The organism is uncultured Plantibacter sp. (assembly GCF_963518075.1).
Taxonomy (GTDB): Bacteria; Actinomycetota; Actinomycetes; order Actinomycetales; family Microbacteriaceae; genus Plantibacter; species Plantibacter flavus_A.
On record NZ_CAUQHZ010000007.1, the window covers coordinates 107,463 to 124,845 of the forward strand.

Annotated in this window: 17 protein-coding genes; 14 read left to right on the forward strand and 3 right to left on the reverse strand. The window is 69.2% G+C overall.

Annotated features, from left to right (window positions below):
* The first annotated feature begins 88 nt into the window (after positions 1-88).
* Genes ngcE through RWN05_RS10395 form a run of 4 tightly spaced genes read left to right on the forward strand, consistent with a single transcriptional unit; the run spans position 89 to position 4,213 of the window.
* Positions 89-1,495 carry an N-acetylglucosamine/diacetylchitobiose ABC transporter substrate-binding protein gene (gene ngcE, locus RWN05_RS10380; RefSeq protein WP_064296252.1) on the forward strand — a complete coding sequence of 469 codons (1,407 nt, stop codon included), beginning with the start codon at positions 89-91 and terminating at the stop codon, positions 1,493-1,495.
* Positions 1,492-2,496 (forward strand): carbohydrate ABC transporter permease, encoded by a 1,005-nt coding sequence (locus tag RWN05_RS10385; RefSeq protein WP_079002198.1) that lies wholly within the window; start codon positions 1,492-1,494, stop codon positions 2,494-2,496. The genes ngcE and RWN05_RS10385 overlap by 4 nt, the downstream gene beginning before the upstream one ends.
* Entirely contained in the window at positions 2,493-3,404 is a 912-nt protein-coding gene (locus RWN05_RS10390) for a carbohydrate ABC transporter permease (protein ID WP_079002199.1), read from the forward strand. The genes RWN05_RS10385 and RWN05_RS10390 overlap by 4 nt, the downstream gene beginning before the upstream one ends.
* Positions 3,405-3,457: 53 nt before the next feature.
* Positions 3,458-4,213 carry a copper homeostasis protein CutC gene (locus tag RWN05_RS10395; protein WP_079002200.1) on the forward strand — a complete coding sequence of 252 codons (756 nt, stop codon included), beginning with the start codon at positions 3,458-3,460 and terminating at the stop codon, positions 4,211-4,213.
* 45 nt (positions 4,214-4,258) lie between these two features.
* Here RWN05_RS10395 and RWN05_RS10400 read toward each other — a convergent pair whose 3' ends face one another.
* Positions 4,259-4,645 (reverse strand): DoxX family protein, encoded by a 387-nt coding sequence (locus RWN05_RS10400; protein ID WP_240555725.1) that lies wholly within the window; start codon positions 4,643-4,645, stop codon positions 4,259-4,261.
* Positions 4,646-4,716: 71 nt separating this feature from the next.
* On the opposite strand from RWN05_RS10400, the gene RWN05_RS10405 reads away from it, so the two are divergent.
* The 3 genes from RWN05_RS10405 (at position 4,717) to serA (ending at position 7,350) form a co-directional block, all read left to right on the forward strand.
* The gene (locus RWN05_RS10405; RefSeq protein ID WP_167620400.1) at positions 4,717-5,265 is read left to right on the forward strand and encodes a hypothetical protein; all 549 of its coding nucleotides are present in this window, start codon (positions 4,717-4,719) and stop codon (positions 5,263-5,265) included.
* Positions 5,266-5,270: 5 nt separating this feature from the next.
* The gene (locus RWN05_RS10410) at positions 5,271-5,642 is read left to right on the forward strand and encodes a bacitracin resistance protein (protein WP_314139446.1); all 372 of its coding nucleotides are present in this window, start codon (positions 5,271-5,273) and stop codon (positions 5,640-5,642) included.
* Positions 5,643-5,757: 115 nt separating this feature from the next.
* Positions 5,758-7,350 carry a phosphoglycerate dehydrogenase gene (gene serA / locus RWN05_RS10415; RefSeq protein ID WP_071260923.1) on the forward strand — a complete coding sequence of 531 codons (1,593 nt, stop codon included), beginning with the start codon at positions 5,758-5,760 and terminating at the stop codon, positions 7,348-7,350.
* Positions 7,351-7,471: 121 nt separating this feature from the next.
* Here the strand turns inward: serA and RWN05_RS10420 are convergent, their stop codons facing one another.
* Complete coding sequence (locus tag RWN05_RS10420; RefSeq protein WP_079002204.1) at positions 7,472-8,029, reverse strand: TetR/AcrR family transcriptional regulator; 558 nt, start codon at positions 8,027-8,029, stop codon at positions 7,472-7,474.
* Between the two features lie 114 nt (positions 8,030-8,143).
* On the opposite strand from RWN05_RS10420, the gene RWN05_RS10425 reads away from it, so the two are divergent.
* The 4 genes from RWN05_RS10425 (at position 8,144) to RWN05_RS10440 (ending at position 12,822) form a co-directional block, all read left to right on the forward strand.
* Positions 8,144-9,667, forward strand: coding sequence for an MFS transporter (locus RWN05_RS10425; protein WP_240555727.1), 1,524 nt, complete (start codon positions 8,144-8,146; stop codon positions 9,665-9,667).
* 100 nt (positions 9,668-9,767) lie between these two features.
* Positions 9,768-10,823 (forward strand): 3-isopropylmalate dehydrogenase, encoded by a 1,056-nt coding sequence (locus RWN05_RS10430; RefSeq protein ID WP_314139448.1) that lies wholly within the window; start codon positions 9,768-9,770, stop codon positions 10,821-10,823.
* Positions 10,824-10,863: 40 nt separating this feature from the next.
* A complete protein-coding gene (locus RWN05_RS10435; RefSeq protein WP_399542930.1) occupies positions 10,864-11,979 on the forward strand; it encodes a branched-chain amino acid aminotransferase in 1,116 nt (371 codons plus the stop codon).
* 78 nt (positions 11,980-12,057) lie between these two features.
* Entirely contained in the window at positions 12,058-12,822 is a 765-nt protein-coding gene (locus RWN05_RS10440) for a fumarylacetoacetate hydrolase family protein (RefSeq protein WP_314139449.1), read from the forward strand.
* Positions 12,823-12,828: 6 nt separating this feature from the next.
* Here the strand turns inward: RWN05_RS10440 and RWN05_RS10445 are convergent, their stop codons facing one another.
* Positions 12,829-13,902 carry an aminotransferase class V-fold PLP-dependent enzyme gene (locus RWN05_RS10445; RefSeq protein ID WP_314139450.1) on the reverse strand — a complete coding sequence of 358 codons (1,074 nt, stop codon included), beginning with the start codon at positions 13,900-13,902 and terminating at the stop codon, positions 12,829-12,831.
* An 81-nt stretch (positions 13,903-13,983) separates the two neighbouring features.
* Here RWN05_RS10445 and RWN05_RS10450 point away from each other — a divergent pair, with 81 nt between their 5' ends.
* The 3 genes from RWN05_RS10450 to RWN05_RS10460 are packed head-to-tail and all read left to right on the forward strand — an operon-like array spanning position 13,984 to position 17,376.
* Positions 13,984-14,946, forward strand: a complete 963-nt coding sequence (locus tag RWN05_RS10450) for a LysR family transcriptional regulator (RefSeq protein ID WP_314139451.1) — start codon at positions 13,984-13,986, stop codon at positions 14,944-14,946.
* Entirely contained in the window at positions 14,939-16,459 is a 1,521-nt protein-coding gene (gene gltX / locus RWN05_RS10455) for a glutamate--tRNA ligase (RefSeq protein WP_064296263.1), read from the forward strand. Before RWN05_RS10450 ends, gltX begins: the two co-directional genes overlap by 8 nt.
* Positions 16,456-17,376, forward strand: coding sequence for an NAD(P)/FAD-dependent oxidoreductase (locus RWN05_RS10460; RefSeq protein WP_314139453.1), 921 nt, complete (start codon positions 16,456-16,458; stop codon positions 17,374-17,376). Before gltX ends, RWN05_RS10460 begins: the two co-directional genes overlap by 4 nt.
* The last annotated feature ends 7 nt before the right edge of the window (positions 17,377-17,383 follow it).

A 17,383-nucleotide genomic window follows, 5' to 3' on the forward strand; every position in this document is an offset into this window, starting at 1 on the left:
GCGTCGCTGTACCCGCACCACACACCCGACAACACCACCCCGACAGCACCACACCCGGGCAACACTCGAATCACTGGAAGGTAGACCGATGGACAAGCAGCCAGCAACGCTCCAACGCCGCGATTTCCTGCGAGGAGCACTCGCGACCGCGATCCTCCTCCCGCTGGGCGGGACGCTCGCGTCCTGTGTCGGCGGCGGAGGCGGGGCGACGACCACCGGCGGACCGGTCTCGGCCGACAACCCGTTCGGGATGGCCGCCAACTCGACCGTCGACGCCGTCATCTTCAAGGGCGGGTACGGCATCGAGTACACCGAGTTCGCCGGGAAGCTCGTCGAGAAGCAGCAGGCGGGCTCGACCGTCAAGGTCACGGCCGCCACGAACATCGCGCAGACCCTCCAGCCGCGGTTCGTCGCCGGCAACCCGCCGGACGTCATCGACAACAGCGGTGCCGGCCTCATCGGCATCAACACCATCCGCGAGCAGCTCGCCGACCTGACGGACGTCATCGAGGCGAAGAACTACGAGGGCAAGGTCATCAAGGACACCCTGTACCCGGGTGTCGTCGAGCCGGGCACCTTCGACGGCAAGTTCGTGCAGTTGAACTACGTGCTGACGGTCTACGCGATCTGGTACTCGGCGGCACTCTTCGAGGCCAACGGCTGGACGCCCCCGAAGACCTGGGCCGAGGCGCTCGACCTCGGTGCGAAGGCCAAAGCGCAGGGCAAATACCTGTTCGGTTGGGGCACCGAGGCGGCCACCTACTACCTCACGATGGCGATTGCCTCGGCGATCAAGGAGGGTGGCGACGAGGTCCGTCTCGCGCTCGAGAACCTCGAAGCCGATTGCTGGTCGAAGCCGGCCGTGCAGGACGTGCTCACCGCGATGAAGCAGATCGTCGACGCCGGTTACATCAAGCCCGGCGGTGCGGGGACGCAGTTCACCGCGGCCCAGGCCCAGTGGAGCAACTCGGAGGACTTCATCCTCTACCCCTCGGGTGGCTGGATCGAGAACGAGATGAAGACCCAGACGAAGGACGGGTTCAAGATGACGGGGGCCCCGGAGCCGACCGTCACCGCGAACTCGGCCCTGCCGTACACGGCGCTCCACAGCACCGCGGGTGAAGGCTTCATCGTCCCGTCGCAGGGCAAGAACGTCGGCGGCGGCAAGGAGTTCCTGCGGGCCATGCTGTCGAACGACGCCGCGGTGAACTTCGCCAAGACGACCTTCTCGTCGACGATCGTCAAGGACACGATCCCCGAGGACGGCTTCGGCTCGACGGCGCTCGTGTCCCAGGTGAAGATGCTGAACGACGCCGGCTCCGATGTGTTCTCGTGGAACTTCATCGACCTCTACGGGCTCAACACGGACCTCCTCGTTCTGTGGAACACGTTCCTGCAGGGCGGTTCCGACGTCGCCACGCTCACCAAGGGCATGCAGGACATCTCCGACAAGGTCCGCAACGACGACTCCGTGGACAAGGTCACCGTCAAATGACGGCTGTCGGCACACCGCTCGGGAAGGTGGGAGGGGCTACCCCTCCCGCCGCCCGGCGGCTGCGCCGCCGGGACTTCACGTTCGACCGGGTCACGTTCTTCCTGGTCTTCCTGATCGTGCCGGTGGTGGGGTACGTCGTCTTCGTGGTGTCGCCGTTCGCGCAAGCGGCGTACTACTCGTTGACGAACTGGTCCGGGTTCTCCCCGGGGATGGACTTCGTCGGGTTCTCGAACTACACGAAGCTCTTCCAGGACCAGACCTTCCTCCAGTCCATGGGCAACAGCGTCGCGCTCGCGATCGTCCTGCCGCTCGTGACCCTCGGGATTGCGTTCCTCTTCGCCTCCCTCATCACGATCGGTGGACCGAGCAACGGTCCGATCCGCGGCCTCCGCAACTCGAGCGTGTACCGCGTGATCACCTTCTTCCCGTACGTCGTGCCGGCCATCGTCATCGGCCTCATCTGGAAGCAGATCTACGACCCGTCGTCCGGCCTGCTGAACGGCTTCCTGACCGGCATCGGGCTCGACCAGTTCACGTCCTTCGCCTGGCTCGGTTCGCCGGACACGGCGATGATCGCGACCATGTTCGTCATCGTCTGGGGACTCATCGGGTTCTACACGGTGCTCTTCATCGCCGCGATCAAGGGCGTGCCGGCCGAGGTCTACGAGGCGGCACGGATCGACGGGGCGGGTCGCCTGCGGACCGCGCTCACGATCACGATCCCGTTGATCCGGGACAACATCCAGACGGCGTACATCTACATGGGCATCCTCGCCCTCGACGCATTTGTGTACATGGCCGCGTTGAATCCCGGCGGCGGCCCGTCCAACACGACGCTCGTGATGTCGCAGCAGCTCTTCACGACGGCGTTCACCAAGGGCCAGTTCGGCTACGCCTGTGCGATGGGAGTCGTGCTCGCGCTCGTCACCCTGATGTTCGCGGGCGTCGTCTTCCTGGTCAGCCGACTCACCGGCGGCAACGATGAAGGGGTGGCGGAATGACCGTCCAGACCACGGCGACGACCGCGAACCCGGCGGTCGTCGGAACCGGCACGCGCATACCGGCTAGCCGCAAGCCGACCACGGGCGACCGCGTCGTCGGGACGGCATCGCACACGGTGCTCATCATCTGGTCGATCGTGGTCGTCGTCCCGCTGCTCTGGACGGTCATGTCGTCGTTCAAGACGAGCTCCGAGATCTTCGCCTCGCCGTTCTCGCTGCCGTCGACATGGAACTTCGACAACTACGTGAACGCGTGGACGACGGCCGGTATCGGGAGCTTCTTCCTGAACTCGATCGTGGTGGTGTTCGGCGCCCTCATCGTGACCATGTTGTTCGGCTCGATGTGTGCGTACGTGCTGGCGCGGTTCCGCTTCTTCGGGAGCCGGGCCATCTACTACCTGATGCTCGCCGGCCTCACGTTCCCCGTGTTCCTCGCGATCGTGCCGTTGTTCTTCGTGCTGCAGAGCCTCGGGTTGCTCAACTCGCTCCCGGGACTCATCCTCACGTACGCGGCGTTCGCCTTCCCGTTCACGGTGTTCTTCCTGTTCTCGTTCTTCAAGTCGCTGCCGGTCTCCATCGCGGAGGCGGCCGCGATCGACGGAGCAGGGGAGTGGCGGACCTTCTTCCAGGTGATGCTGCCCATGGCGAGGCCGGGGCTCGCGACCGTTGCGATCCTCAACTTCGTGGGGCTGTGGAACCAGTTCCTCCTGCCCGTGGCGCTCAACTCGAACCCGCAGAACTACGTCCTGACGCAGGGGATGGCGTCGTTCGCCGCCCAGGCCGGGTACTCGGTGGACTTCGGTGCGCTCTTCGCGGCGTCCGTGATCACCGTGGTCCCCGTGCTCATCGTGTACCTGATCTTCCAGCGACAGCTGCAGGGTTCGGTGTCGCAGGGCACGGACAAGTAGCGCAGCGGCGTGCGCGTCCTCGGCTCGAGCGGATCACTGGAACAATGGGTCCAATGAGCCTCCAGTCGCCAGTCGCCGTCGAGATCGCCGTCCAGGACGTGGAGGGGGTCCGCATCGCCATCCGCGAGGGAGCCCAGCGGGTCGAGTTGTGCCAGGCCCTCGGCACCGGTGGGCTCACCCCCTCCATCGGACTGGTCATGGCGGCGGTCCGTGCTGCGGACGAAGCCGGGCTCAGCGACTTCGTGCACGTGCTCGTGCGTCCGCGAGAGGGTGGTTTCGTCTACTCGCCCGCGGAGATCGACGTCATGTCCGGCGACATCCTCGCGCTCGAGGCCGCGGGTGCTGCGGGCATCGTCGTCGGCGCCCTCCGGTCCGACCGGACGATCGACCTGGAGGCGCTGGCTCAGCTGCGTCAGGCTGCGGGCTCGCTCGCCGTGACGTTCCACCGGGCCGTCGACGCCACGACCGACCCCGTGCGGTCCGCCGACCAGCTGCGCGACGCCGGTGTGGACCGTCTGTTGACCTCCGGCGGCGCGCGCGCGAGTATCGACGGCGCGGAGAAGCTCGCGCAGATGGCCTCGAAGGGTGACAGCTCGATGCAGATCATGGCCGGTGGCGGCGTCACGATAGATGCGATCCCCGCCCTCGCCCGGGCGGGTGTCGACGCGGTGCACCTGTCCGCCCGTCGTCGTGCCGGCCGGGTCACCGAGACCGGCCCCGGCGGAGGGTCGCCGAGCTACGACATCACGGACGCGACGACCGTCGCTCGCGCGGTGGCCGCGGCCAGGCGCGCTGCCGTCGCCGTCTGAGATCCGTCGCCACCGAGAGGATCGTCGATCGGTCCTATCGAGCGATCAGAGCGCCACGATGACGAGGGCGAGGATCAGCACGAGCTGACCGATCAGTCGTGGGACGAACGGTACGGCGAGGCGACCGAACCGCTCGGGCTGGCGTGCGGCCGCGGCGTTCGCCGGGAACACCGCGACGAGGAACACGATCAGGCAGACCACTGCGGCGAGCCTGGTGGGTGGGACGAGCAGGCCGACGCCGCCCGCGATCTCGCACACACCGGTGAAGACGACGAGCATCCGCGGTGTGATGGTGCTGTTCCGGAAGGGTCCCGGGATCATCGCGGCCATGGTCTTCGCCGGTCCCGGGAGGAAGTGGAGGACTCCCATGCCGATGAACATGATCGCGAGGACGATGGTCAGGACGGACTGCAGGAGCGGGAACGGGTTCACCAGGCAATTCTGCTCCGTCGAGTGCAGATCGCCGCGCTCGACGGTCGGCCCGGCGGCGATAGGCTGGCGGTATGACTGAGCCGCGGGACGAAGACGCGCTGAGCTGGGCGGGCGACGACGATCCGACGCTCGACACCTCGGCTTCCGGCGACCGGACCACGCTCGAGCCCGCATCACAGGAGCCGATCACGCGTGGTCGGGCGACCGCGGCGGTCCCGTCGGCCTCGGAGCCCGCACGTCCGACCGCGGAACCGGTGGCCGCCGATGTCGAGGTCGACGTCGCGAAGCCGACCGATGGGGTCGCGGATGAGGCTGCCGCCGGAGACCGCGAGCAGATGAGTTCGGTCATGCTCGTCACGCTGGGCATCTTCGGTGGGGTCTTCCTGCTGTACAGCGTCGGTTGGCTGATCTCGGCGTTCCGTCCTGACGCGGCCGTCCCGAGCGACGCGGTCGGCCGATTCATGTTCGATCTCGGACAGGGACTCGCGGTCGCCGCGGGACCCGTCTGGATGGCGGCGACCCTCTGGTTGACCCGCGGCGGCAGGCCGGTCGTCAGGATCGCGATGCTCCTGCTCGGTGTCGTGCTCATCCTGCCCTGGCCGTTCCTCCGAGGAGTGTGACCCTGATGCCCTCCACCACCGCGGACCCCGTGTCGAAACCCGCCGCCGAGCGGCCCGGCTGGCTCAGCTGGTCCATCGCCGTCCTGTTCGGCCTGTTCTTCGCCTATGACGTCTTCGAGGCCGTCGGCAACCTCGTCGGCATCGTCGGAACGGCGAACGGCCTCGCCGTGCCGGTCCTGCCGCTCGGCTGGGTCGTCCTCATCGGCGGCCTGCTCCTGCCGATCGTGGCCTTCGCGATCGCCTGCTGGACCGGTCGCGACCGGTCGCTCGGCGAGCAGGCCGTGCGCTACCTCGTCGCACTGTGCGTCGTCGCGCCGATCTCGCTGTCGGTCCTCGCGATGTTCGGCGCCCAGCAGTTGATCGACCTCTCCGTCTGACCCGGCCGCCGCCTCGTCACACGACGAAGCGCCCGGTGCGCCTCCGATAGGCTTGCGATGGCCGCCGGACACCGACGCGCTGCCCACCCCACTGCTACTGCGAAGGAACCGTTCCGTGTCGAAACCGGTCGTACTGATCGCCGAAGAACTCTCACCAGCCACCGTCGACGCCCTCGGGCCCGACTTCGACGTGCGCTCCGTCGACGGGACGGACCGCCCGGCTCTGCTCGCGGCGATCGCCGACGCCGACGCCATCCTGGTCCGATCCGCGACCAAGGTCGACGAAGAGGCCATCCAGGCGGCCACCCGGTTGAAGGTCGTCGCGCGCGCGGGTGTCGGTCTCGACAACGTCGACATCAAGGCGGCCACGACGGCCGGGGTCATGGTCGTCAACGCGCCGACCTCGAACATCATCTCCGCGGCCGAGCTCACCGTCGGGCACATCCTGAGCCTCGCCCGCCACATCCCGGCCGCGCACGCAGCGCTCGCCCAGGGGCAGTGGAAGCGGTCCAAGTACACGGGTACCGAGCTGTACGAGAAGACCATCGGCATCATCGGCCTCGGCCGTATCGGTGCCCTCATCACGGCCCGTCTGCAGGCGTTCGGCACGAACGTCATCGCGTACGACCCCTACATCACGTCCGCTCGCGCGCAGCAGCTCGGGGTGCAGCTGGTCACGCTCGACGAGCTGCTGGCACAGTCCGACTTCATCACGATCCACATGCCGAAGACGCCGGAGACGACGGGCATGATCGCCGGCCCACAGTTCGCGCTGATGAAGCCGACGGCCTACGTCGTCAACGTCGCCCGAGGCGGCCTGATCGACGAGGACGCGCTGTACGAGGCGCTGTCCAACAACGTCATCGCCGGTGCCGGCCTCGACGTCTTCGTCAGCGAGCCGCCCACCGACACGAAGCTGCTCGGGCTCGAGAACGTCATCGTGACGCCGCACCTCGGTGCCTCCACCGATGAGGCGCAGGAGAAGGCCGGCGTCTCGGTCGCCAAGTCCGTGCGCCTCGCGCTCGGCGGCGAACTCGTCCCGGACGCGGTCAACGTCGCCGGCGGTGTGATCGACCCCTACGTCCGTCCCGGCATCCCGCTCGTCGAGAAGCTCGGGCAGGTCTTCGCCGCGCTGTCGACCTCATCGCTCACGAGCGTCGACGTCGAGGTCCACGGCGAACTGAGCGGGTACGACGTCAGCGTGCTGAAGCTGGCCGCGCTCAAGGGGATCTTCACGAACATCGTCAGCGAGACGGTCTCGTACGTGAACGCTCCGCTGCTCGCCGAGCAGCGCGGTGTCGTCACGCGCCTGCTCACCGACGAGGTGAGCGAGGAGTACCGCAACGTCATCACGCTGCGCGGAGCTCTCAGCGACGGATCGCAGATCTCGGTGTCGGGCACGCTGACGGGCACGAAGCAGACCGAGAAGATCGTCGAGATCAACGGCTACGACGTCGAGGTGCCGTTCGCGAAGCACCACATCGTGATGGTCTACACCGACCGGCCCGGCATCGTGGCCGTCTACGGTCAGCGTTTCGGCGAGGCGGGCATCAACATCGCGGGCATGCAGATCGCCCGTCACGAGGCCGGCGGCCCTGCGCTGAGCGTGCTGACGGTCGACTCACCGGTCGCAGACGACGTCCTCGAGGTCATCCGCGAGACGATCGACGCGACGCTGCTCCGCGAGATCGACATCACCGAGCAGTAGCCCGACCGCCGCTGCGACCCGATGCCCCGTGCCGACCGGTGCGGGGCATCGTCGTCGCTAGGTCGAGACGCCGACGCCGAGACGCCTTCGCCGCTTCGGTACGCCCGGCGGGGGTCGCGGCTCAGCGACCGCCGGCGGGAAGCAGTCGCGCGATGACGGCCAGGAGCCGCTCGATCGACTCGTCGCTGCCCTCATCGGGATCGCTGACCCCCATGCCGAGCTGCGCCGTGTTGGCGTAGAGGCCGTCGGACATCAACACGATCGCGCGGGCGGTGTCGGGATCGCCGACGGCGTCCTCCACCGTGCGCAACCAGCTCCGGCGGATGTCCGCCATCGCCTCGCTCGCCTGAGCGTGCTGTCCCTGCGCCAGCCGCGCGACGGCGATGATCGTCCGGTCGAACGGGGTGCCGCAGTCGACGGAGGTCCGCACGAAGTACTCGACGACACCCTCCGGGGCCGTGAGCATCCGCGCCGTGTCGGCCTCGCTCATGTCTGAGAGCCGCTCGATGAGGCCGTCGACGAGGGCCTCCTTGCTGCCGAAGTGGTAGAGCAGACCGCCCTTGGAGACGCCGGCCGCCGCGGCGACGGCGTCGAGGGTGGCGGCGCGTTCACCCTGCTCGATGAGGAGTTCGGCGAAGGCGTCGAGGACGCGTTCTCGGGCTGCGGTCTGCTTCGCCATGGCTCCATCGTATTCGGCTCGTCGGATTCGGATTGATACTATACCGGCTGGACGGTATAGTCGAGCAGGCGGCGCCCGACCGGCGCCGTTCTCCACGCTGTGAAAGAGGTCCCCGTGTCCACCGCCACCGAACCCACCGCCGTCGCCGCTCCCCGTGCCGGCCGGCGAGCCTGGTTCGCGCTCGCCGTCCTCATGCTCCCCGTCCTGCTGGTGTCGGTCGACAACACCGTCCTCAATTTCGCGTTGCCCGCGATCTCGAGCGCGCTCACCCCGACCGGCACGCAGCTGCTCTGGATCGTCGACGTCTACCCGCTCGTCCTCGCCGGCCTGCTCGTGTCGATGGGCAGCCTCGGCGACCGTATCGGTCGTCGTCGCCTCCTGCTCATCGGCTCCGTCGGATTCGGTGTCGTCTCCGTCGCCGCGGCGTTCGCGCCCAGCGCCGAGCTCCTCATCGCGGCTCGGGCGGCGCTCGGGTTCTTCGGAGCGATGCTCATGCCGTCGACGCTCTCGCTGCTGCGGAACATCTTCCTCGACCGCGACCAGCGACGGTTCGCCATCGCCGTCTGGGCCAGCGGGTTCGCCGCCGGCAGCGCGCTCGGGCCGATCGTCGGTGGGATCATCCTCGAGCACTTCGCCTGGGGTGCGGTGTTCCTCCTCGCCGTACCGGTCCTCCTGCCGCTCGTCGTCCTCGCGCCCTTCCTCATCCCGGAGTCGAAGGACCCGAACCCCGGACGCATCGACGTCCCGAGCATCCTGCTCATCCTCCTGACCATGACGCCACTCGTGTTCAGCATCAAGCACCTGGCGGAAGCCGGCTTCGACGTGCTCACGGTCGTCTCGATGGTCGTCGGCGTGGTCAGCGGCGTCCTCTTCATCCGTCGTCAGCTCCGCCTCGAGCACCCGCTGCTCGACCTGAGCCTGTTCCGGCGGGCCTCGTTCAGCGGCGCCGTGGTCATCAACCTGCTGAGCGTGACGGCGCTCGTCGGTGGGCTGTTCTTCGTGTCGCAGCACCTGCAGCTGGTGCTGGGCCTGCAGCCGCTCGACGCCGGGCTCGTCCTGCTCCCCGGGCTCATCGTGATGATCATCGCCGGCCTCGTGATCGTGCCGATCTCCAAGCGGGTCCGTCCGGGCATCGTGGTCCCGATCGCACTCGTCGTCTCCGCCGTCGGATACGCCTCCATCGCGATCACCGGGGGAGACGTGTCGGCCCTCGGGATCGGTCTCGCGTTCGTCGCCCTCGGGCTCGGCATCGGGTCCGCCGAGACGGTGTCGAACGAACTCGTGATCGCGAGTGCGCCGCCGGAGAAGGCCGGCGCGGCGTCCGGTGTCTCCGAGACCGCGTACGAGCTCGGCGCGGTGCTCGGCACGGCGACGCTCGGCACCGTGCTCACCGCCTCCTACCGATCGTCGGTCGTCCTGCCGGACGGACTGACCGCTGCGCAGCAGCAGGCGGCGGGGGAGACCCTGGGTGGTGCGGCGAACGTCGCCGCGCAGCTGCCCGGCGACCTCGCGGGTGCACTCATGGACTCCGCGCGGCACGCCTTCGACAGCGGTGTCGGTGTCGCAGCGTGGATCGGCGTCGGCCTCATCGTGGCCGCCATGCTCGTCGCGGCGATCGGTCTGCGCCGGGTCCGGTAGCGCTCTGTCGATCGTGCCACCCGGAGACGGGTGGCACGATCCGCCCGAGGTCGGAGGCGTTAAGCTGGGCGCACACCGTCGTCGCATCCTCAGGAGTCGCATGTCCCGCACCGTCAAGCTCGCAGTCATCCCCGGCGACGGGATCGGTCCCGAGGTCGTCGGCGAGGCGCTCAAGGTCCTCGATGCGGCGGTGCAGGGTGGCGACGTCCGGTTCGAGCAGACGCCCTTCTCGCTCGGCGCCGGCCGGTTCCTCGAGACGGGCGACGTGCTGACCGACGCGGACCTCGCCGCGATCGCCTCGCACGACGCCATCCTCCTCGGAGCGGTCGGCGGCGTGCCCGGCGACCCCCGGCTCGTGAACGCGAACATCGAGCGAGGGCTGCTCCTCAAGCTCCGGTTCAGCCTCGACCACTACGTCAACCTGCGCCCGACCGTCGTGTACCTGGGCGTCCCGAGCCCGCTGAGCGAGCCCGGCGACGTGGACTTCGTCGTCGTCCGCGAGGGCACGGAGGGGCCGTACGTCGGCAACGGCGGAGCGATCCGCCAGGGCACGCCGCACGAGATCGCGAACGAGGTGTCGGTCAACACCGCGTACGGGGTGGAGCGGGTCGTGCGCTATGCGTTCGCCGCCGCGGCCGCGCGTCGGGGGAAGCTCACCCTCGTCCACAAGACCAACGTCCTCGTCTTCGCCGGGTCGCTCTGGAAGCGTGTCGTCGACGCGGTGTCCGCGGAGTTCCCCGACGTCGCGGTCGACTACCTGCACGTCGACGCGGCCACCATCTTCCTCGTCACGGATCCTGCTAGATTTGACGTCATCGTCACGGACAACCTCTTCGGCGACATCCTCACCGATCTGGCCGGCGCGATCAGCGGCGGCATCGGACTCGCGGCCTCGGGAAACATCAACCCGGACGGCACGTACCCGAGCATGTTCGAGCCCGTCCACGGATCGGCGCCCGACATCGCCGGGAAGCAGCTGGCCGACCCGACCGCCGCCATCCTCTCCGTCTCCTTGATGCTGTCGCATCTCGGGCTCGAGACGGAGGCGGCGCGAGTCGCCACTGCCGTCACCGCCGACATCGCCGCCCGCACCGGCGCAGCACGCACGACGACCGAGGTCGGCGATGCGATCGCGGCCCTCGCGGCGAACCGGTAGACGCCCACCAGACACGCAGATCACGACGGAAGACACCATCATGACGATCAACCTCCCCATGGCGCAGCGCGAGCTCGCCTTCACCGTGACCCCCAACGAGCAGCCCGTCCCCGACGCCGAGCGCGACGTGATCCTCGCCGATCCGGGCTTCGGGCAGCACTTCACCGACCACATGGTCGACATCTGCTGGTCCGAGCGCGGTGGATGGCACCGCCCGCGGGTCCAGGCGTACGGTCCGATCTCGCTCGACCCGGCCGCCGCCGTCCTCCACTACGCCCAGGAGATCTTCGAAGGACTGAAGGCGTACCGTCACGCCGACGGCTCCATCTGGTCGTTCCGCCCCGACGCCAACGGCCGCCGCCTGCAGCGCTCGGCCAAGCGGCTCGCGCTGCCTGAGCTCCCGGTCGAGTACTTCGTCGAGTCGATCAAGCAGCTCATCGCCGTCGACGGCGCCTGGGTGCCGTCCGCGCCGGAGACCAGCCTGTACCTGCGACCGTTCATGTTCGCCAAGGAGGCCTTCCTCGGCGTCCGCCCGGCGAAGAAGGTCAACTACTACGTCATCGCCAGCCCGGCCGGCGCGTACTTCACGGGCGGCGTCACCCCCGTGTCCATCTGGCTGTCCACCGACTACAGCCGTGCGGGCAAGGGCGGCACCGGGGCGGCGAAGACCGGCGGCAACTACGCGTCCTCCCTGCTCCCGCAGGCCGAGGCGTACGAGCACGGGTGCGCCCAGGTGCTCTTCCTGGACGCACAGGAGGCGACCTACATCGAAGAGCTCGGCGGGATGAACGTCGTCCTCGTCAAGCGCGACGGCACGCTCGTCACGCCGGAGTCGGACTCGATCCTCGAGGGCATCACCCGCGACAGCATCCTGCAGCTCGCGGAGGACCGTGGACACCGGGTGGAGTGCCGTCGGGTCACGATCGACGAGTGGCGCGAAGGCGTCGAGAGCGGCGACATCGTCGAGGTGTTCGCCTGCGGGACGGCTGCGGTCGTCACACCGATCGCGCAGCTGAAGGCCAAGGACTTCACCGTGGGCGACGCCGACGCTCCGGCGGGCGAACTCACGATGTCGCTGCGTCAGGAACTGACCGACATCCAGTACGGCCGCCTGCCCGACCGTCACGGGTGGATGACGCGGCTCGACGCGGAGTAGCCTCCGAGCAGCCTGGGAAGCCCCGCACCTCGTGCGGGGCTTCCGTGTCGCCGGGGCACCTCGGGATAGGCTGGGCTGGTGAAAATCGCTCGCTTCAGTCACGATCAGGCCATCCGCTACGGCATCATCGACGATGCGGATCTCGTCGTCCTCGACGGCGATCCGCTCTACTCGGGCTTCGAACCGACGGGGGAGCGTGTCCCGCTCGCGGATGCGGTCCTGCTCGCGCCGGTCATCCCTCGCTCCAAGGTCGTCGCCGTCGGCAAGAACTACCACGATCACGCAGCCGAGATGGGCGGGGAGGCTCCCACCGAGCCGCTGCTCTTCCTGAAGCCCAACACCTCCGTGGTCGGGCCGGGAGACGCCGTCGTCTTTCCCAAGCAGTCCGAGCGCATCGACTACGAGGGTGAGCTCGCCATCGTGATCGGCGGCGTCGCCAAGAACGTCAGCGCGGAGCGTGCCGACGAGGTCATCTTCGGCTACACGATCGCGAACGACGTCACGGCCCGCGACCTCCAGGAGTCCGACGGTCAGTGGGCCCGGGCGAAGGGCTTCGACACGTTCTGCCCGCTCGGCCCCTACATCGAGACGGAGTTCTCCTTCGACGGCGCGACGATCGAGACCCGAGTCGACGGTGAGGTCCGCCAGCACGCCCCGCTCTCCGACATGGTGCACTCCATCGGTGCGATCGTCGAGTACGCGTCCGCCGTCTGGACGCTCCTCCCGGGCGACGTCATCCTGACCGGGACCCCGGCCGGCGTCGGACCCTTCACCGACGGGCAGGTCGTCGAGGTCGAGGTCTCGGGCATCGGCATCCTCCGGAACACCGGCCGCCGGCCCTGACCCGCGTCAGCTGCGCTGGCCGAGAGCGGTCAGCGCAGCGGCGACGTCGTCGTCGGTGTTCCAGAGATGGAACGCGACCCTCGCACGGCCCGCGCGACCCGATGCGGTGATCCCGGCCGACTGCAGCGCCCGGAGGTCGTGTCCATCGGGGTCCGTCCACGTCACGATCGCCGAGGCCGTTCCCGTCAGGAGCGACCGGCTCTCGCCGATGCCCGCCCGGAGCGATGCTGCGAGCCGGGTGTCGTGCTCGTACACGGCGACGGCGTCGACCGCCGCGAAGAGGGCGATGGCGGGCTCGGCGCCGACCCAGGCCTGCCAAGCGGGGGAGACGTCGAACCGTCGAGCGCTCTCGGCGAGATGCAACGACGGTCCGTAACAGGACGACCAGACGTCGTCGCCCGAGTACCAACCGGCCTGGCTCGGCCGGAGGCGGTCCGACACCGCGTCGCGCACCGTCATGAACGCCACACCTCGCGGCGCACAGAGCCACTTGTAGGCGTGGCACACGGTGATGTCATCGGCCGAGGCGTCGACGGGGAGCCACCCCGCGGCCTGGGTGAGGTCGTTGAGCGTCAGCGCGCCGTGGACGGCCGCCGCCTCACGGATGGCGACCACGTCGGCGACCGCTCCGGTCGCGGACTGCACCGCGGAGTAGGCGACGAGCCAGGTCGAGGCGTCGATGTGGGCGGCGAGTTCGGTGAGCGGTGCGTGGCGGACACGCACGCCGCGGTGCGCCTGCATGAGGAACGGGGCGACGAGCGAGCTGAAGTCGCCCTCGACGCACAGGATCTCGGCGCCGTCCGGCACCGATGCCGCGACCATGGCGACCATGGCGGAGGTCTGGGATCCGATCGCGACCGAGCGGAGGGGTACGTTGACCAGCTCGGCGAAGGAACAGCGCACGCGCTCGACGACGGCGCCGTAGGCGGCTGCATCGGTTCGAGCAGCCTGCCACGCGGAGAGGTCGGCCATGACGGCGTCCGTCGTGCCGATGGTCGGCAGTCCCAGCGTGCAGGCGGCCAGGTAGCCGGGTGCGGATGGGAAGGATCCGCTGGCTTCCTGGAGGCTGAGGGTGCTCATGCATCCAGTCTCTTCGCCGGGTATCCATGCGACAAGGACCGGCTCTCGATGAGAACCATAACGAAGGATTATCCTTCGAGGATGTCCACCCTCTCACCTCCGCCCTCGTCTTCGGCCCTCGACGCCGGTTCCCTCCTCGTCGTCGGCGCCATCGCCTCGACCGGGTCGATCACGGCCGCCGCGCACGCGCTCGGCTCGAGCCAACCAGCGGTGAGCCAGCATCTCCGCCGGCTCGAGCGGCGGCTCGGCATGCCGGTCGTCGAGCGCGTCGGTCGGGGCGTCCGCCTCACCGAGGTCGGTGCGATCCTCGCCGGACACGCGGTGGCGGTGGACCGAGCGGTCCGCGCGGCCTCCGAGGAGGTCGCGGCACTCGCGGGGTTGCGGAATGGTCGGGTGCGCCTCGTCGCCTTCCCTTCGGCGTCGTCGATGCTCGTGCCGCAGCTCCTCGCTCGCCTGGCCGACGAGCATCCGGGGATCGGGGTCTCCTTCGTCGAGGCCGAACCGCCGGAGGCCGTCGCCGCGGTCCGTGCCGGTGAAGCCGACGTCGCGATCACCTTCAGCTACCCGGACGACCCGGACGACCCGCATCGGGAGAGCGCGGCCGGGCTCCGCGTGCGCCGGTTCGGAACCGACCCGATGCGTCTCGTGCTCCCGGTCGGCCACGCTCGAGCCGGTGACCGACAGGTCGACCTCGCGGCGCTCGCCGGCGAGCGCTGGATCGCGGGTTGTCCGCGCTGCCGAGGTCATCTCCTCGGCCTCTGCCGGTCGAGCGGCTTCGAGCCCGTCATCGCGCACGAGACCGACAATGCGATCGCGGTCACCGCCCTGGTGGCGGCCGGGCTCGGCGTCGCCCTGCTACCAACGCTCGCGCTCGCGGCCGCGCAGCTGCCGACCGAGGTGGTCGTGCTGCCGACGCGCAACGACGACGACCGGGCGCTCCACCTCGTCAGCGCCGAGCACGCGGACCGCATCCCCGCCGTCGCTGCACTCCTGCGGATCGCCGCGTCCCTGGGCGGCGCGACTAAGATGACAGGCGATGTCTGACACGATTACGCACCCCTTCTCCACGGCTTCCGGCACCGACGTCCGCGTCCGGTTCTGCCCGTCGCCGACCGGCACGCCGCACGTCGGTCTCGTCCGCACGGCGCTGTTCAACTGGGCGTACGCCCGGCACACGGGGGGCAAGCTCGTCTTCCGCATCGAGGACACCGATGCCGCTCGCGACAGCGAGGAGAGCTACGAGCAGCTCGTCGACGCGCTCACGTGGCTGCGGCTCGACTGGGACGAGGGCGTCGGCGTCGGCGGACCCCACGCGCCGTACCGGCAGTCCGAGCGGAGCGACATCTACGCCGACGTGATCGCGCGGCTGACGGCTGCCGGGCACCTCTACGAGAGCTTCTCGAACGCCGACGAGATCGACGCCCGCAACGAGGCGGCTGGCCGGCCGAAGCAGTTCGGGTACGACAACTTCGACCGCGACCTCACCGACGAGCAGCGCGCCGCGTTCCGAGCCGAGGGCCGCGAGCCGGCGCTCCGTCTGCGGGTCCCGGACGACGACCTCAGCTTCGACGACCTCGTGCGCGGTGAGATCACCTTCCCGGCCGGGTCGTTCACGGACTTCGTCCTCGTGCGCCCGAACGGCAAGCCGCTCTACACGCTCGTGAACCCCGTCGACGACGCCATCATGCAGATCACCCACGTCCTCCGCGGTGAGGATCTGCTGCCGTCGACGCCGCGGCAGATCGCGCTGTACCACGCGCTCATCGACATCGGCCTCACGACCTTCGTCCCACGGTTCGGTCACCTGCCGTACGTCATGGGCGAGGGCAACAAGAAGCTCTCGAAGCGCGACCCGGAGGCGAACCTCTTCCACCACCGCGACCGCGGCTTCGTGCCGGAGGGGCTCATCAACTACCTCGCGCTGCTCGGGTGGTCGCTGAGCGGCGACCGCGACGTCTTCTCGATCGACGAGATGATCGCCGCGTTCGACGTCGTCGACGTCAACCCGAACCCGGCCCGCTTCGACCTCAAGAAGGCGGAGTCGATCAACGGCGACCACATCCGACTGCTGGAGCCGGCCGACTTCCTCGGCCGCATCACGCCGTACCTCGTCGAGGCCGGCGTGGTGAGCGAGCCGGTCACCGAGGCGCAGCAGGCCGTGCTCGAGCAGGCCGCCCCGCTCGTCCAGGAGCGCATCGCGCTGCTCGGTGAGGTCCCCGCGCTCCTCGGCTTCCTGTTCCGCGGTGCCGCGGAGCTCGAGTACCAGGAGGACGCGCTCAAGGGTCTTCCGGCGAACGCCGGCGAGGTGCTCGCCGCGTCCATCGGTGCCCTCGAGCTCGTCCCCGAGTCGGAGTGGGCGGCCGGTTCGATCCAGGACGCGCTCGCCGGCGCGCTCATCGAGGGCCTCGGATTGAAGCCCCGTATCGCCTACGGCCCGCTGCGTGTCGCCGCGTCCGGGCGTCGGATCTCCCCGCCGCTCTTCGAGTCGCTCGAGATCCTCGGGAAGACGGAATCGATCACGCGACTCGATCGGCTCTCCGCGCACCTCGCGTCATGAGCGACTCGTACGACGTCGTCGTCGTCGGCGCGGGACCCGCGGGGCTCTCGGCCGCGCTGAACCTGGCGCGCGCGCGTCGGCGCATCCTCGTGCTCGACGGCAATCGCCCACGGCACGCTGCGACGCTGCGCTCGCACGGCTTCCTCACCCGCGACGGCATCGCTCCGCTGGATCTCCGGCGGATGGGGCGCGAGGAGGTCGCGGCGTACGCGAACGCGGAGGTCCAGTTCGCGTCCGTGCAGTCGATCGAGCCGACTGCTGACGGCTTCCACGTCGTCGCTCAGGGGGTTCGCGGCGAGCCGGATCGCGACGTCGTGACCCGGACGGTCGTCGTCGCGAGCGGTCTCACGGAGACGCTGCCGAAGGTCACGAATCTGCGGGCCTTCTACGGAACGGATCTGCACAGCTGCGTCGAGTGCGACGGGTACGAGAAGGCCGACGCGCCGCTCGCGCTCATCGGCGAGACGGCGGACCTGGCGGAATGGGCGATCCTCGTCGCACAGTGGTCGTCGGACCTCATCGTCTTCACGAACGGGACCGACACCGTGACCGGCCCGGAGGAGGCCGCGCTCGCCTCCGCGGGCATCCGGGTCGAGCGCGGTGTGATCGCGGAGCTCGAGGGCGGTCGCGACGGCTTCACCGGTGTCCGCCTCGCCGACGGTGTGCTCATCCCACGCTCCGGCGGCTTCGTCCGGCCGCAGTGGGCCGTGCCCCTCGGATATCTGGAACGGCTCGCCCTCGATCGCGACACCGACGGGTACGTCGTGGTCGACGCCTGGGGTCGCACGTCCGTGCCGGGCGTGTACGCCGCCGGCGACATCACGCCTCCCGGTCCGCAGCAGCTCATCGTCGCGGCCGGGAACGGCGCTCGGGTGTCCAGAGCACTCAACCGTGACCTCGCTGGCGTCCCCAGCTGAGGGACCC

Bases quoted from the DNA above. Each gene is read 5' to 3' on its own strand.
- RWN05_RS10430 (WP_314139448.1), top strand. From the start codon at position 9,768: ATGTCCCGCACCGTCAAGCTCGCAGTCATCCCCGGCGACGGGATCGGT.
- RWN05_RS10420 (WP_079002204.1), bottom strand. From the start codon at position 8,029: ATGGCGAAGCAGACCGCAGCCCGAGAACGCGTCCTCGACGCCTTCGCC.
- gltX (WP_064296263.1), top strand. From the start codon at position 14,939: ATGTCTGACACGATTACGCACCCCTTCTCCACGGCTTCCGGCACCGAC.
- RWN05_RS10385 (WP_079002198.1), top strand. From the start codon at position 1,492: ATGACGGCTGTCGGCACACCGCTCGGGAAGGTGGGAGGGGCTACCCCT.
- RWN05_RS10450 (WP_314139451.1), top strand. From the start codon at position 13,984: ATGTCCACCCTCTCACCTCCGCCCTCGTCTTCGGCCCTCGACGCCGGT.
- RWN05_RS10405 (WP_167620400.1), top strand. From the start codon at position 4,717: ATGACTGAGCCGCGGGACGAAGACGCGCTGAGCTGGGCGGGCGACGAC.
- RWN05_RS10410 (WP_314139446.1), top strand. From the start codon at position 5,271: ATGCCCTCCACCACCGCGGACCCCGTGTCGAAACCCGCCGCCGAGCGG.
- RWN05_RS10390 (WP_079002199.1), top strand. From the start codon at position 2,493: ATGACCGTCCAGACCACGGCGACGACCGCGAACCCGGCGGTCGTCGGA.
- ngcE (WP_064296252.1), top strand. From the start codon at position 89: ATGGACAAGCAGCCAGCAACGCTCCAACGCCGCGATTTCCTGCGAGGA.
- RWN05_RS10435 (WP_399542930.1), top strand. From the start codon at position 10,864: ATGACGATCAACCTCCCCATGGCGCAGCGCGAGCTCGCCTTCACCGTG.
- RWN05_RS10395 (WP_079002200.1), top strand. From the start codon at position 3,458: ATGAGCCTCCAGTCGCCAGTCGCCGTCGAGATCGCCGTCCAGGACGTG.
- RWN05_RS10445 (WP_314139450.1), bottom strand. From the start codon at position 13,902: ATGAGCACCCTCAGCCTCCAGGAAGCCAGCGGATCCTTCCCATCCGCA.
- RWN05_RS10460 (WP_314139453.1), top strand. From the start codon at position 16,456: ATGAGCGACTCGTACGACGTCGTCGTCGTCGGCGCGGGACCCGCGGGG.